Origin of the sequence: Tissierella sp. P1, assembly GCF_002266425.1 — a bacterium.
In the GTDB taxonomy this organism is placed as follows: domain Bacteria; phylum Bacillota; class Clostridia; order Tissierellales; family Tissierellaceae; genus Tissierella; species Tissierella carlieri.
Window position 1 is genome coordinate 1 of the sequence record NZ_NPMN01000040.1, and the last position, 14195, is coordinate 14195.

General features: G+C 31.8%; 12 protein-coding genes, 14 tRNA genes and 1 pseudogene. 24 read left to right on the forward strand and 3 right to left on the reverse strand.

Annotated features, from left to right (window positions below; all coding sequences use genetic code 11):
• Positions 1 to 14 precede the first annotated feature (14 nt).
• From CIW83_RS19550 to CIW83_RS19615, 14 genes are all read left to right on the forward strand, one after another.
• A tRNA-Tyr gene (locus CIW83_RS19550) sits at positions 15 to 99 on the forward strand.
• Between the two features lie 120 nt (positions 100 to 219).
• Positions 220 to 293 (forward strand) — tRNA-Gly (locus tag CIW83_RS19555).
• A gap of 17 nt (positions 294 to 310) precedes the next feature.
• Positions 311 to 386 (forward strand) — tRNA-Arg (locus tag CIW83_RS19560).
• 5 nt (positions 387 to 391) lie between these two features.
• Positions 392 to 468: transfer RNA gene (locus CIW83_RS19565), tRNA-Gln, on the forward strand.
• Positions 469 to 627: 159 nt separating this feature from the next.
• Positions 628 to 703 (forward strand) — tRNA-Lys (locus CIW83_RS19570).
• 1 nt (position 704) lies between these two features.
• Positions 705 to 793, forward strand: a tRNA-Ser gene (locus CIW83_RS19575).
• 46 nt (positions 794 to 839) lie between these two features.
• Positions 840 to 930: transfer RNA gene (locus CIW83_RS19580), tRNA-Ser, on the forward strand.
• A 6-nt stretch (positions 931 to 936) separates the two neighbouring features.
• A tRNA-Ile gene (locus tag CIW83_RS19585) sits at positions 937 to 1013 on the forward strand.
• A gap of 58 nt (positions 1014 to 1071) precedes the next feature.
• Positions 1072 to 1147 (forward strand) — tRNA-Phe (locus tag CIW83_RS19590).
• A gap of 13 nt (positions 1148 to 1160) precedes the next feature.
• A tRNA-Ile gene (locus CIW83_RS19595) sits at positions 1161 to 1237 on the forward strand.
• A gap of 27 nt (positions 1238 to 1264) precedes the next feature.
• Positions 1265 to 1339, forward strand: a tRNA-Trp gene (locus tag CIW83_RS19600).
• Positions 1340 to 1395: 56 nt separating this feature from the next.
• Positions 1396 to 1471, forward strand: a tRNA-Val gene (locus CIW83_RS19605).
• A 29-nt stretch (positions 1472 to 1500) separates the two neighbouring features.
• Positions 1501 to 1577 (forward strand) — tRNA-Ile (locus tag CIW83_RS19610).
• 35 nt (positions 1578 to 1612) lie between these two features.
• Positions 1613 to 1689, forward strand: a tRNA-Ile gene (locus tag CIW83_RS19615).
• 93 nt (positions 1690 to 1782) lie between these two features.
• On the opposite strand, the gene CIW83_RS19620 is transcribed toward CIW83_RS19615, so the two are convergent.
• On the reverse strand, positions 1783 to 2766 hold the full coding sequence (locus CIW83_RS19620) for a ribonuclease H-like domain-containing protein (RefSeq protein WP_094904142.1): 984 nt from the start codon (positions 2764 to 2766) through the stop codon (positions 1783 to 1785).
• Between the two features lie 130 nt (positions 2767 to 2896).
• On the opposite strand from CIW83_RS19620, the gene CIW83_RS19625 reads away from it, so the two are divergent.
• The 3 genes from CIW83_RS19625 to CIW83_RS19635 are packed head-to-tail and all read left to right on the forward strand — an operon-like array spanning position 2897 to position 5320.
• Entirely contained in the window at positions 2897 to 4354 is a 1458-nt protein-coding gene (locus CIW83_RS19625) for a hypothetical protein (RefSeq protein WP_094904143.1), read from the forward strand.
• Positions 4355 to 4409: 55 nt separating this feature from the next.
• On the forward strand, positions 4410 to 4826 hold the full coding sequence (locus CIW83_RS19630) for a nucleoside recognition domain-containing protein (protein ID WP_094904144.1): 417 nt from the start codon (positions 4410 to 4412) through the stop codon (positions 4824 to 4826).
• A gap of 11 nt (positions 4827 to 4837) precedes the next feature.
• Positions 4838 to 5320, forward strand: a complete 483-nt coding sequence (locus tag CIW83_RS19635; protein WP_094904145.1) for a nucleoside recognition domain-containing protein — start codon at positions 4838 to 4840, stop codon at positions 5318 to 5320.
• A 31-nt stretch (positions 5321 to 5351) separates the two neighbouring features.
• On the opposite strand, the gene CIW83_RS19640 is transcribed toward CIW83_RS19635, so the two are convergent.
• Complete coding sequence (locus CIW83_RS19640; protein ID WP_094904146.1) at positions 5352 to 6356, reverse strand: hypothetical protein; 1005 nt, start codon at positions 6354 to 6356, stop codon at positions 5352 to 5354.
• A gap of 174 nt (positions 6357 to 6530) precedes the next feature.
• On the opposite strand from CIW83_RS19640, the gene CIW83_RS19645 reads away from it, so the two are divergent.
• Positions 6531 to 7574, forward strand: a complete 1044-nt coding sequence (locus CIW83_RS19645; RefSeq protein ID WP_094904147.1) for a hypothetical protein — start codon at positions 6531 to 6533, stop codon at positions 7572 to 7574.
• A gap of 160 nt (positions 7575 to 7734) precedes the next feature.
• On the opposite strand, the gene CIW83_RS19650 is transcribed toward CIW83_RS19645, so the two are convergent.
• Positions 7735 to 8730: an asparaginase gene (locus CIW83_RS19650; protein WP_094904148.1), complete on the reverse strand. Its 996-nt coding sequence runs from the start codon at positions 8728 to 8730 to the stop codon at positions 7735 to 7737.
• A gap of 368 nt (positions 8731 to 9098) precedes the next feature.
• Between CIW83_RS19650 and CIW83_RS19655 the strand changes: the two genes are divergently transcribed.
• The 6 genes and pseudogenes from CIW83_RS19655 (at position 9099) to CIW83_RS19680 (ending at position 14194) form a co-directional block, all read left to right on the forward strand.
• The gene (locus CIW83_RS19655) at positions 9099 to 9701 is read left to right on the forward strand and encodes a lactate utilization protein (protein ID WP_094904149.1); all 603 of its coding nucleotides are present in this window, start codon (positions 9099 to 9101) and stop codon (positions 9699 to 9701) included.
• Between the two features lie 20 nt (positions 9702 to 9721).
• Positions 9722 to 10876 carry a cysteine desulfurase family protein gene (locus CIW83_RS19660; protein ID WP_094904150.1) on the forward strand — a complete coding sequence of 385 codons (1155 nt, stop codon included), beginning with the start codon at positions 9722 to 9724 and terminating at the stop codon, positions 10874 to 10876.
• 4 nt (positions 10877 to 10880) lie between these two features.
• Positions 10881 to 12047, forward strand: coding sequence for a tRNA uracil 4-sulfurtransferase ThiI (gene thiI, locus CIW83_RS19665; protein ID WP_094904151.1), 1167 nt, complete (start codon positions 10881 to 10883; stop codon positions 12045 to 12047).
• A 17-nt stretch (positions 12048 to 12064) separates the two neighbouring features.
• Entirely contained in the window at positions 12065 to 12622 is a 558-nt protein-coding gene (locus CIW83_RS19670) for a LemA family protein (RefSeq protein ID WP_094904152.1), read from the forward strand.
• Between the two features lie 11 nt (positions 12623 to 12633).
• Positions 12634 to 13401: a YgcG family protein gene (locus CIW83_RS22395; protein ID WP_094904153.1), complete on the forward strand. Its 768-nt coding sequence runs from the start codon at positions 12634 to 12636 to the stop codon at positions 13399 to 13401.
• A gap of 254 nt (positions 13402 to 13655) precedes the next feature.
• Positions 13656 to 14194: pseudogene (locus CIW83_RS19680) on the forward strand (helix-turn-helix domain-containing protein).
• Position 14195 lies beyond the last annotated feature (1 nt).

A 14195-nucleotide genomic window follows, 5' to 3' on the forward strand; every position in this document is an offset into this window, starting at 1 on the left:
AAAAAAACAAATAAGGAAGAGTACCCAAGAGGCTAAAGGGGACGGACTGTAAATCCGTTAGCTAAGCTTTCACTGGTTCGAATCCAGTCTCTTCCACCATTTTATGACCTAACTTAACGAACAGTAGTGAGATCTAGTAGGTCAAACGCGATGAGCACCAAATTTGTATGACCGTAGGGAATAAATAAATTTGTGTTGCGAGACTGCGAATTTGTATATGCGGGTGTAGCTCAGTGGTAGAGCCCCAGCCTTCCAAGCTGGTTGCGAGGGTTCGATCCCCTTCACCCGCTCCAAAAAAATAATAAAACATGCGCCTATAGCTCAGCAGGATAGAGCAACGGACTTCTAATCCGTGTGCCGGGGGTTCAAATCCTCCTAGCGCGCCAGTTGTTGGGGTGTAGCCAAGTCGGTAAGGCACTAGACTTTGACTCTAGCATTCCACAGGTTCGAGTCCTGTCACCCCAGCCATCAATTTTTTACAAAACAATTAAACATGATTCATTAGCTCAGTCGGTATAAGCAGGGGACCAAAATCGTGGTTTTCGATTTTGAGTACATCGCTTAGTCCTTGATTGGTAAGTCTAATCAGAGAAGTATGTATCATCTGCTAACAAAATAATTTATCATGATCCATTAGCTCAGTCGGTAGAGCACCTGACTTTTAATCAGGGTGTCCCGCGTTCGAGTCGCGGATGGATCACCATGGAGAGGTACCGAAGCGGTCATAACGGGGCGGTCTTGAAAACCGTTAGGGTGCAAGCCCACGTGGGTTCGAATCCCACCCTCTCCGCCAAATTTGATTTAAATAAGCGTTCGTAAGAACCAATTATTTTTTATATGGAGAAGTACTCAAGTGGCTGAAGAGGCTCCCCTGCTAAGGGAGTAGGTCCTTCACGGGGCGCGAGGGTTCAAATCCCTCCTTCTCCGCCATGGTAGGGGCCTTTAGCTCAGTCGGTTAGAGCGCCCGGCTCATAACCGGTAGGTCCGGGGTTCGAGTCCCTGAAGGCCCACCATTACCATACATAGAAAATTGAGAAGTATTCATTGATTACTAATAAACTAAATTAACGTGCCCGGATAGCTCAGTCGGTAGAGCAGTAGACTGAAAATCTACGTGTCGCTGGTTCGATTCCGGCTCCGGGCACCAGTTTTGTATTTTTGGGCCTTTAGCTCAGTCGGTTAGAGCGCCCGGCTCATAACCGGTAGGTCCGGGGTTCGAGTCCCTGAAGGCCCACCATTAATTTAAAACTGTGGATTCAAATAAAGGGGTGTAGTTCAGTGGCAGAACGTCGGTCTCCAAAACCGAATGTCGTGGGTTCAAATCCTGCCACCCCTGCCATTTTAGAATCAAGAAAGCAATTAAAATTGACAAGCCTATACCATTGTAAGTAATAGGGGCGCATAGCTCAGTTGGGAGAGCACCTGCCTTACAAGCAGGGGGTCACAGGTTCGAGCCCTGTTGTGCCCACCAAAAATTTATTAGAGCTTATGGTATTATATGGGCTTGTAGCTCAGGCGGTTAGAGCGCACGCCTGATAAGCGTGAGGTCGGTGGTTCGAGTCCACCCAGGCCCACCAAAATGCTCAGAAAGCTAAGAACTTCAATATTATAGGGGCCTTTAGCTCAGTCGGTTAGAGCGCCCGGCTCATAACCGGTAGGTCCGGGGTTCGAGTCCCTGAAGGCCCACCATTTTAATAAAAAACAGACCTTTTGGTCTGTTTTTTATTATGAATAGGAAAATTCTATTTTAATCTTTAACATGTTTCGCTAGGAGCTTTCTTATTAGCTGAGTATATTTTTAAAAGTCTCTATGAGTACATTTTTAATATTATCAATACAATACTTTTTTTCAATCATTAGTATTAAAATACCTGCGGGTAGTTTATAGTCCGTAGCATCTTCGATATTTTCAAGCCCTTCTATTTTAGATATGTCTATATAAATACATTGTTCTTCTTCAGTAATAAACCCACGCTTAAATTCTATTGATATAGTGAAATTATTAAAATCTTCAGTTGTTATACTATAAATTTCACTATAATATTTTATATTATTTTCTAATAAAGAGTCTAGATTGCCATTGATATTTATCATATCACCACTTATTTGTATATTCTCGATGGTAAATTTTATAGTGGTGCTTTTAATATCAAGATAGAAGCTTTTTTTATCATCTAGTATATCTAATATTTCAATTATATCTAGCATATGAGCAAGATCATCATAATTATGTTTTAATATATTTTCTTTTAATAATGTATTCTTAGATACTATATAATCGTAGTAAAAAGCAATACAGTCACGACCAGAGTATTTGTCCTCTCTAATAAATCCTAAGCTAAGTTCTATGGTTTTTAGTTTTAAATTTGGCAGGTTTAGATAATATCTATTTTTCTTAATTATTTGATATAAATCAAAGGACTTTGCCTTATCAAATATATAATGAGTACCATATTTCTTTAAGCGATGCTCGATAAATGGTAAATCGAAAGACTCTCCATTAAATGTAATAATTTTGTCAAAAGTTGATATCATGTCTGTAAACTTTTCTAATAGTTCCTGCTCCTTATCCATATTATTTGCAAAGTATTGATTTAAAATCCAATTATTAGTTTTAAGATCATAATATAGAACCCCTATTAGGTAAATCATATCATTATTTCTATTTAACCCAGTGGTTTCAATATCTATAAAGCAAGTATTGGTATTTTTAAAATATTTTTCTAGATTTAAAGAATGAGAAATTATATTTGTTATAGTTTCCATAAAAAATTCACCCTAAGCCTTCATTATGTTATAATTATAATATTGATATTTTCATTATACCTTTAAATTGATATAAAATCAAAATTTGTATATAGAAATATTATAGGATTGAAAGGAGAGAAAACTAATAATGACTAATCTTGAAGAACATATCTCTAAAATGTCCAATGAAGAGATTAGAGATAATATAATGTCTCTGAATACAAAGCAACTTAAACTTATTAAAGAATCTAGTTATTTAAATGCTTTTAGCGCAATAAATACACTTAAAAATACATTAAAATATAAAATCAAGAATGATAATATGGAACTCACTAGTGAGATTAATTTATTAGATTATTATTTAAATAAGACTATCGGATTATTAGATAATTCTATTAAGTATGAATCAGACAATAATATAAAGCTAAAATTACAAGAAGTAATGGATATTAGACAAGAATTATATGAATTATCTTCAATTATAGATGGATATAGTATAGAGATAGCTTATGTAGGTGAATTAGCAGATCAATATGGAATTAAGATTTTATCTAATAAAGATTATGATAATGTTCCATATAGTATTAAAAAAGTGGAAGACTTAATAACCATGATAAATGAGGTATTAAGTAAATTTAAAGATGATTATTATAAATATATATATGTTATTTCACAAATAATCTCAATACTCCCTATGAGGTTAGTGAAAGAAAACTATTTTTCTATAGTTAAAAACACTATAATGAGAAATCTAAAGCCATATACTAAGTCACAGGTTGAAAGTCAAATTAATGAATATAAAAAGCAGTTTGATAGTTCTATAAGGGATGGATATGGTACAAAATTTGATTATTATTTTAGAGAGATTCAGAAGTTAAGGAATATAAATTTATCTGATAAAGACATAGATGGACTAGATGATATAGTAAAAGAAATAATGAGGCTTACTAAAGAAATCAATGAAATATTTGATTTTATATTAAGATTAGGTTTGATAAGCAATATGATTATAGTTATAAACTTAACTGATAGAATTGCTATCTCTAAAGAAATTGAAGATATATATTATAATTGGATAAAAGTTATATGGGATGAAGATAAGGAAAAAGCAGATGAACTAACAGATCAAATTGAAAAGAAAATTAAAGAAATTGAAGAAGAGATATTTGTGGACTTGGAAGAGTTTAACATATTGAATTCTGAGGCATTAAACAGAGAGGATTTTAGTTATGATGACTTAAACGAAGAGTTGCTATACACTAAAAAGATACTTACTTATTATAATGATGCTAAGCTATCAGATTATAATATATTATTTCCAGAAGATGAGAGCTTGATTACACAAGAGTATTTAGAACAGATTGTTGATTCTTTGATTCAATATATCAATAGATCTTTGAGTAAAATGAAAAACATAGAAAGAAAGGTTAGGATGAGAAAACTGCTATCTCATATAGAGTTGCCTTTTAACGGTATTGAAGAATTTAATAACTATATTAAGTATTCATTAGATAATAGGGTGCTACCTAAAGAAGAAATTAATCTTACCATAAGCTATATACTATATTTTTTGGAAGATTTACTGAATACTAAACAGGAAATATAATAATTCTATAAAAAGGATGATGTTAATGTTAATGGATAAGATGAGGATGATATAGATGAGTATGGATAGTGGCATAAGAGGATTGAAAAAGGGTTTATTTACATTATGGAGACTGACAAAGATAATCGTTCCTGTATATTTTTTTGTTACATTTCTTAAAATGACTCCTATATTAGATATGATTTCAAAATGGTTTGAGCCCGCAATGAGTTTAATCGGATTGCCTGGTGAAGCATCCTTGGTCCTTGTATTAGGTAATTGCATTAATTTATATGCAGGCATAGGAGCAATTACTAGTTTAACATTAACAATTAAACAGATAACTATTTTAGCTGTTATGCTATCATTTTCTCATAGTTTATTTTTAGAAACAGCCGTTGCGAAAAAAACAGGGGTAAGTTTATTTTTTGTAGTTACTGTCAGACTTTTATTAGCAATAATTTCAGGCTTAATATTAAACATTATCCTATAGGAGGTAAATAGATGGACTTTTGGTTATATATTAAAGAAAGTTTTATTGGGGCTTTAGGCTCAGTAATTACGATGGCTAAAATTATTATTCCATTAATGATAATTATGGAACTCCTTAAGGACTCTAAAATATTAGATAAATTATCTGAAAAGATGAAGCCTATTGCTAAATTTTTTGATATATCCAATGCTGCTGTTTTTCCTTTAATTATAGGATTAATATTTGGATTATCCTATGGTGCTGGAGTTATTATAGAAAGTGCAGAAGAGAATAATTTAAGTAAAAAGGATTTATATACCTTGATGATATTTTTAATTGCTTGTCATGCAGTGATTGAAGATACACTTCTGTTTGTAGTGGTTGGGGCTAATCTTTGGTTTCTATTAGGCATAAGATTAGGTGTAGCGATAATTATCTCCTTATTTGCATCGAAAGCCTTGAAGAAGCTAGAGATAAAAAAACAACTTACTAAGGAAATAAGGGGAGAATGCTAAAAAGGTGCTAATTTAAGCACCTTTTAATTTCTTATTCTTGCTCTTCTTCCTCATAGAATTCTTCTGCTTCTAATCCTCTGAAACCCCTTTTACATCCAGGACGATCAGGTTTACCTGGATCTTCAATATCTCCTATACTATCTTCATCTATTTGTCTTGGGAATAGTGTTGGGAATGTTGTACAAATTGGTGAAGTTTCTGGAGAGATTTCAGTAAAGCCTGTTGAAAGTACACATAATTGAACAGGAACTACTATTTTCTTCTCGCAAGATATACAAAGTGCAATGATTAAATCTATTCTCACTTCTCCTGTCTCTGGATTTATGCGTATATCTCTAGCAATGCTATTGGTACCCAATCTTGTTTCACACAATATATTACAGAACTCTGCAAATCTTGGGAAGAATGCTGAGTCAAATACTGAAGGTATGCATAGTTCAAAGAAGTTGGTTAGTATTATAGGTGCATTAACTGGTGCAATAGGAACATTAGCACTTAAAGTAACGGTACTTCTTCTTCCATTAGGACTTAGAACTAAGACATCAATTTCAATTAAAACATTACCTCTTAGTGCAATTCTTTGTGTACCAAATACTGGTGTACCTCTTCCTTCATCATCACATACAGTTGTATCAGCAAATATTAATCTTTGATTTCTGCATCCATCTGGACCTACGACCTCTACAAAGTTTCCTTGTGCATCTCTAACGAATTCTCCGCCTGAAAGGATTGTTTCAGGATCTACAACTAAATTACGAGGATCATTTACATTTGCAGGATTAAAAAATCTTCTACATCTAATATCCACTATTCTTATTATTCTCGAGCCTACAGGTAAATTTGGAGTAAATCTAACGTTACTGACAGTACTTAAGGCTTGTAAGTTTACAAGGGTTGCATCATAAACTTTTTGTACAAAGATTGGTTCAGTTACTACTCTCCTTAGAGTACCATCCCACTCACAGCCCTTAGTTCCAACACAACATCTATCAGTAATATTCTGAGTTAAATCTTCTGGTAATATATTTGAATGCATTCTACTTCCTCCTTTTCAAATAATATAAATTTACTTCTCAATGATAATATATTCTGTCTGATATTATTCTGTTACAAATAAAAACTGTAATATAAGCTAGAAGAAGATAATATTCATTATTAAGGAGAAACAAATTAATATTGCTATTAAGAAAAGCAAGAAGGTGGTGTTTAAATGACATTTTTTACTGATCGATGGACTATTGCTGAAATCGGATCAAATAATACTATCTTAGTTAGGAAGTCCAAAAATAATATTTTATTAGAAAGAGTAGTAGGAGATACAAGTATTAATAGTAGAGAAATCATAGCTAGAGATGTTCTTGAGGAATATGATTTAGGAATTGATATAATGAATAATATTTATATATTATATCAAAGCAAAGAAGGACATCTTGTTCTAAATGTACTAAAGGAGAAGAAGAAAGAAGAAATACAACTTACATCTGAGCCATTACCAGAAGTATTTGAGTTGAATATCATAGTAAAGGATAAGATAATTCATATATTTTATCTTATAAGAATATCAGATGAGGAAATGAGGTATAGGATATACCATTACTATTATAATGAAAATAAGTGGAGCAATCATATAATTGAAGAAATTAGTGTAAATAAGGTACTAAACCCTATTAGATTAATGCAAACTGACAAGAGTATTTTATTATTATATTATAGTAATGATAAAAAAATAGAGCTAAAAGAATTTAGTATGGATAAATTAGTATGGAGCAATAATAGAACCCTAGTTGGAACGGAAAATGATAAATTATTTTTAGATGTGCTTAAGATGGATAATATTATTCATATGACTTATGGTGAATTTATAAGCGGAAGTTTAGTTATAAAATATAATCAATTCTCCTACGATGATGGAGAATATGAAAAAATTAGAGAACAGCATATATCAAATGAGGGAAGTCCATCTTATCCTAATATAATATTTTATGAAAATAAGTTATGGATCACTTGGGTAGAGTTAAATAAGATAATGAGCAGAAGTAGTGAAGATAAGGGGATGAATTGGGAACCAATAATATATATGTGGAAAGGATCAAGGGATATAGATTTTGTTAGATATAAGTATTTAACAACGATCTCTAAAGACAATGTTCTACTTCAGCATTCCTTTGGTAGCATATATCCAGAGGTAACATTTATGGGGTTTGGTCCCTTAGATAATGTGGTAGAAGTTCCTATAAAAAAAAGAAATCAATAAGCATTCCAAGAATTTAGAAACAATCATAGAAGAACTAGAAGAAAAGGTAAGAAAATTAGAACAAAATATATTTGAAATTGAAGATTTTTTAAATCGTAGAACAAGAGGAACATATGGAAAAGAAAGAAAAAGGCCATTATAAGCCTTTTTCTTTAAAATATCATATAAATAGATTTTGCTCTATTATTTCTTTAATTTCACTCATATTATTCGTTAGACCTAATGCTAGCATAAGTTTTATTCTTATTTTTTGTCCAGGCAAATTCCCTCCAAAGATTACTCCTAATTCACGTAAATGCTTCCCTCCTCCTTCGTAGCCATAAGAATCTAAAACTCTACCCGTTGGGCATCTTGATACCATAACAACAGGTATATTTTTATTGATAGCTCTTTTAACCCCTGATACCATTTTAGGAGGAAGATTTCCTCTGCCTAAAGCCTCAATAACTATACCCTTATATCCAGAGTCTATGTAAAAATTTAATATATCGGATTCAATTCCAGGAACGCATTTTATTAATCCCACTTTTTCTTCTATAATATTAGTATCAATAAATTGGTGGGATATCATATCTCTATAAAATATAACTTCATCATTATCTACAATTCCCAAAGAACCAAATTCCGGGGATTTAAATGTATCTAAAGATAATGTGTTTGTTTTGGTTACCTCACTAGCAGCATTTACCTCATTATTCATTACAACTAATACACCTTTATTTTTAGCTCTACTAGAGATAGCAGTACATAAAGCTGCTGACAGATTGCTAGAGCCATCATATCCAAGCTCAGAACTGTTTCTCATTGCTCCTACTACAACAATAGGCTTGTCTGTCTTAATTATTAGATCAAGGAGATAAGCAGTTTCTTCTAAAGTATCAGTACCATGAGTTACAATGACACCTGTAATATCCTCTCTAGCTATAGTTTTTCTAACTAAATTAGCTATTTCCATCATCATAGAAGGTGTAATATGAGGACTAGGTATGTTGGCATAGTTAATTACTTCAATTTCAGAGAAATTTTCTATATTTGTAACCATGCTAATAATTTCTTCTGAGGTCAAGGCAGGTATGGCTGCATGAATACGGGGATCAATTTTCATAGAAATAGTACCACCAGTAAATATTATGGCTACTTTATTTTTATTAGACATATTATATACCTCCAATTAATTAAATTGATAATTTACACGCAATATTAATATAACATATTTTACAGCATTATTGGAATATAAAGAAGAATTATTACATAAAAAAAAGACTCCACTTGGAGTCTTCACCCATTTTGGATGTAAATAAACCGTTCAAAAGGGGTATTGGGAATAGAGATCTTATTTGAGGTTACCAGGGGGATAACCACAATTAAATTATAGCAAATGTCGACAAAATATGCAACACTTTTTTAAAAAAACTTCAATATTCGACAAAAGATTTACATAATATAGAAATATTCTACTTTAATATAGTATATAAATCTTGTATAATAGTATAGAAGGAAATAGTATTTATAGGGGGTTTTAATATGAATAACAAATTTTTGGAATTGAGAGACGTATTATCAAAAAATGGTTTTATAGCAAAAACATTTAATAATATTTCAGAAGCGAAAGAAGAATTACTATCCGAAATCAAAAAAGAAGAATCTATAGGTATAGGTGGTTCTATGACGATACAAGATATGGATATATATGATGATTTAAAAGATAGAGGTAATGAAATTTACTGGCATTGGAGAAAAGATGTTGAAGACGCAGCTGTAAAGGCTATAAATACAGATACTTATATTGCCAGCACAAATGCATTGACTATGGATGGTAAAATTGTAAACATGGATGGGACTGGAAATAGAGTGGCTTCTATGATATACGGTCATAAGGATGTATATATAGTTGTTGGAAAGAATAAAATATGTAAGGATTATGATGAAGCTAGAGAGAGAATTAAAAATATTGCAGCACCAATGAATGCTAAAAGATTGAATCTTAGCACTCCATGTACTCATACTGGAAAATGTATTGATTGTGATTCACCACAAAGAATTTGTAGATCAGAGGTTATAGTTCATAAAAAACCTGGAGGAACTAATATTCATATTTACTTAGTAGATGAGGAATTGGGATACTAAATAGAAGAGGTGTATAATATTTGATTTATTTGGATAATTGTTCCACAACAAGACCAAGAGAAGAAGTTGTAAATGTACTAATCGAGAGTATGAGAGATGATTTTGGAAATCCCTCATCTCTTCATAGACTTGGTATGAAGTCAGAAAAGAGGATAAAGCAGGCTAGGGAGTATATTGCTAGATATTTAAACGTAACTACCAATGAAGTTTATTTTACATCTGGAGGTACTGAAAGTAATAATATTGCTATTCAGAGTATTGTAAATAAGCTAGGTAAAAGGGGAAAACATATAATTACTACAAAAATTGAGCATCCTTCAGTATTGAATATAATGAAAAACTATGAACAACAAGGTTTTGATATTACCTACTTAAACGTGGATAATTTTGGGTATATATCTTTAGAGGAATTAAGAAATGCTATTAGAAAAGATACAATCTTAGTATCTATAATGCATGTGAATAATGAAATTGGTTCTATACAGCCTATTAATGAAGTAAAAAACATTATTAATTTAATAAATCCTAATATATTATTGCACGTAGATGGAGTACAAGGATTTGGAAAAGTAGATGTTTCTTTAAAAAAGTGGGGTGTAGATAGTTATTCCTTTAGTGGACATAAGATATATGGGCCTAAAGGAATAGGAGGATTGTATATAGATAAGAAACATATTCTTTCTCCCATAGCGTTTGGGGGTAATCAAGAGAGAGGACTAAGATCAGGAACTGAAAATATAACAGGTATTATTGGTTTTGGTGAGGCTGTAAGGATAATGACACAAAAGTTTAAAGACGAATCTGATCATGCATTTAAGCTTAAGAAATATTTTGCAAGTAGAGTAAGAGAAGAAATTCAAGATATAAGATTTAATACGACCTTAGATGAAAGATCTTCGCCATATATATTAAATATATCATTTAATCATGTTAGAGGAGAAGTTTTGTTACACTATTTGGAAGATAAAGAGATCTATGTCTCTACGTCTTCAGCATGCTCATCTAAAGGTACAGAAAAGAGTCATGTTCTTAGAGGTATCTGTCTAAGCAATGAGGAGATAGAAGGAGCAATAAGATTTTGTTTCTCATATGAAAATACTTTGGAAGATATGGAAACTGCAGTTCAGGTATTAAAGGAATCAGTATCTGAGATTAGACAAATAACTATGAGGTGATTAGGTGGATAAAGTACTATCTGTAAGTTTAGGTGAAATTGCTCTAAAGGGATTAAATAGAAAATACTTTGAAGATCAATTAATTAAACATATTCGAAGGGCAATAAAAGATATAGGATTTGAAAAGATATATAAAGAACAAGGGAAAATATATATACAGGCTGAAGAACAATTTTTTCCCCAGATGATAAATAGATTGAGAAAAGTATTTGGGCTTGTATATATAAGCCCATGTATCAAAGTAGAAAAAGATGTAGATGAAATTGAAAATGCTGTATTAAAAGCCGTAAAGGAGAAGATAGAAGGAGAGAAGATTAAAACATTTAAGGTCGATACCAATAGAGCAGATAAAAATTTTCCGATAAAATCTCCAGATTTCTCTAAACAAATGGGAGGGGTTATACTTAAAGCTTTTAATGAACTCAGTGTAGATGTCCACACGCCAGATACTTTAGTATATATCGATATAAAACAAAACGCATATATTTATACAGACAAAATAAAAGGACATGGAGGCATGCCAATAGGCACCAATGGGAAAGGATTGCTCCTTTTATCAGGAGGTATAGACAGTCCAGTAGCAGGATTTCTGATGGCAAAGAGAGGTGTAGAAATATCAGCAGTTCATTACCATTCCTACCCCTTTACTAGTGAAAGGGCAGAGGAGAAAGTTAAAGATCTAGCTGGGATTTTATCTAGATATACTGGCAAGATAACAATGTATAGTGTAAATATATTAGAAATTCAGAAAGAAATAAATGCTAAATGTCCTGAAAAGGAAATGACAATCTTATCTAGAAGGTTTATGATGCGAATAGCAGAAAGGATAGCTGAAAAACAAAATATAAATGCTTTAATAACTGGAGAGAGCTTAGGTCAAGTAGCAAGTCAGACTATTGAAGGAATTAGTGTGACAAATGCAGCAGTTAAACTACCGATATTAAGACCATTAGTAGGATTAGATAAAGTAGATATTATAGAGATTGCAAAGGATATTGAAACTTTTGAAACGTCGACTCTTCCTTTTGAAGACTGTTGTACTGTTTTCTTACCTAAGCACCCAGTTACAAAACCAAGGATAGAAGACATTGAGAAATCAGAAGAAGTATTAGATGTAGACTATCTAATTGACAATGTAATAGAAAATATGAAAGTAACTACGATAGAATAGTAGAAAGGGGAAAAAAGATGAAAGGAAAATCTTTATTAATTATAATAGGTATAATTGTATTGTTGGCATTTCCACTTATAAGCTCATACAATAGTCTTGTTACATCAAATGAAAATGTGGATGCAGCCTGGGCACAAGTGGAGAATCAATTGAAACGCAGGGCAGATTTAATACCAAATTTACTGGAAACTGTGAAGGGTTATGCATCCCATGAGAAAGAAGTAATTGATAGTATAGCCTCAGCAAGATCCATGTATGCTGGTGCAAAAACTCCACAAGAATTTGCAGAGGCAGATGAAGGATTAAATAATGCAATAAAGAGTTTAAATGTAATCGTTGAGAATTATCCGGATTTAAAAGCTAATCAAAACTTTGCAGATCTTCAAGTTGAATTAGCAGGTACAGAAAATCGAATAGCAACTGAAAGAATGAGATATAATGATGTAGTAAAAACATATAATACAAGGATTAAAAGATTCCCAACAAATATTATGGCTGGAATATTTGGATTTGATAAGAAACAATATTTTGAAATCAATCAGCAAGATGCAGAAGTACCAAAAGTAAATTTTTAGGTGGTGCCTAGATGAAGAAGAACAAGATATATTTAATTATTTTTTGTATCATTGTACTTCTATCTACATCTGTTTATGGTAGCAGTTATGAACTACCTGAACCTAGTTATGATTTTTATGTTTATGATGAAGCTGGGATAATAGATAAGGATATTGAGAATTATATTATTGATATAAATAAGGATATATATAAAAAAACAGGAGCTCAAATAGTAGTGTCTACAGTAAACTCTCTAGGAGATATGGATATAAATTCTTATGCTACAGCTTTGTTTGAAAAATGGGAAATAGGCAGTAAGGAATATGATAATGGTATGCTGGTATTAATCGTGCCAAATGATAGGGAAATATGGATTGAAGTTGGTTATGGTTTAGAAGGACGATTTCCAGATAGCAAAACCAAGAGGATAATAGATAATTATATTTTACCTTATTTTGCAGAAGAAAAATATTCAGATGGTGTGTTGGCAGGATTTAACCAGATATTGATTGGATTAGAGGAAGAATACAATATATCTTTAGATAAATCAAAGGTAGTTGACGAGCCTTTTCCTGTAGCTGACTTAGGATCTTCTATTTCTAAGATTCCCATCATAATAGGGATAATTATTTTTCTATTTATAGATTTCAAATTATTTCGTGGTATGATTACCTACAGTATACTTCGTGGTATAGGAAGAGGAGGCCGTGGAGGTGGATTTGGCGGATCCTCTGGGGGAGGAAGGTCATCTGGCGGTGGTGGTCGCTCAGGCGGAGGCGGTGCCGGAGGAAAATGGTAGAATTTAATAATTTATTTCAATAAACTAGTATTAAATACTAGTTTATTTTTTTATACAATAAATTTAGTATATTAAACTTAGAAAATTAAAAATGTCCTATAGATGTGTATAATACAGAGATAAAAGGCAAATAAAAATTTCAAAAAACTATTGACATTTATCATGGATTTTGACTATAATATGATAGTTGGAAAAAAGTTTAGTAATTATAAACTAATTATTTAATATATGGTTAGTTCTTTAGGAGGTGTATTATGAAAATTGGTGACAAAATAAGAAGGCTAAGAATACAAAATTCACTTACTCAAGAAGAGTTAGCAGATAGATCTGAATTGACTAAAGGATTTATATCTCAAGTAGAAAGAGATTTAACATCTCCTTCTATAGCTACATTAGTTGATATTTTAGAGGGACTTGGAACAAATTTACAGGAGTTTTTTAATGAAAGTATTGATGAGAAAATAGTTTTTTCAAAAGATGATGCTTTTGAAACAGAAAATGAAGAATTAAAATATGTCTTAAAGTGGATTGTACCTAATGCACAAAAAAACAAGATGGAACCAATTCTTATAGAGTTAGAACCTGGAGGAAGATCAAAAGAAGATACACCTCATGAAGGAGAAGAGTTTGGGTATGTAGTAAATGGAAGTATTTTTGTCTGTATAGGTAGAGAAAAGTATAAAGTTAGAAAAGGTGAAAGCTTCTATTATAAAGCCAACTCTAATCATTATATATCAAATGAAGCAAAACAAAGGCCTCAATTATTTGGGTGAGTACACCACCAAGTTTTTAAA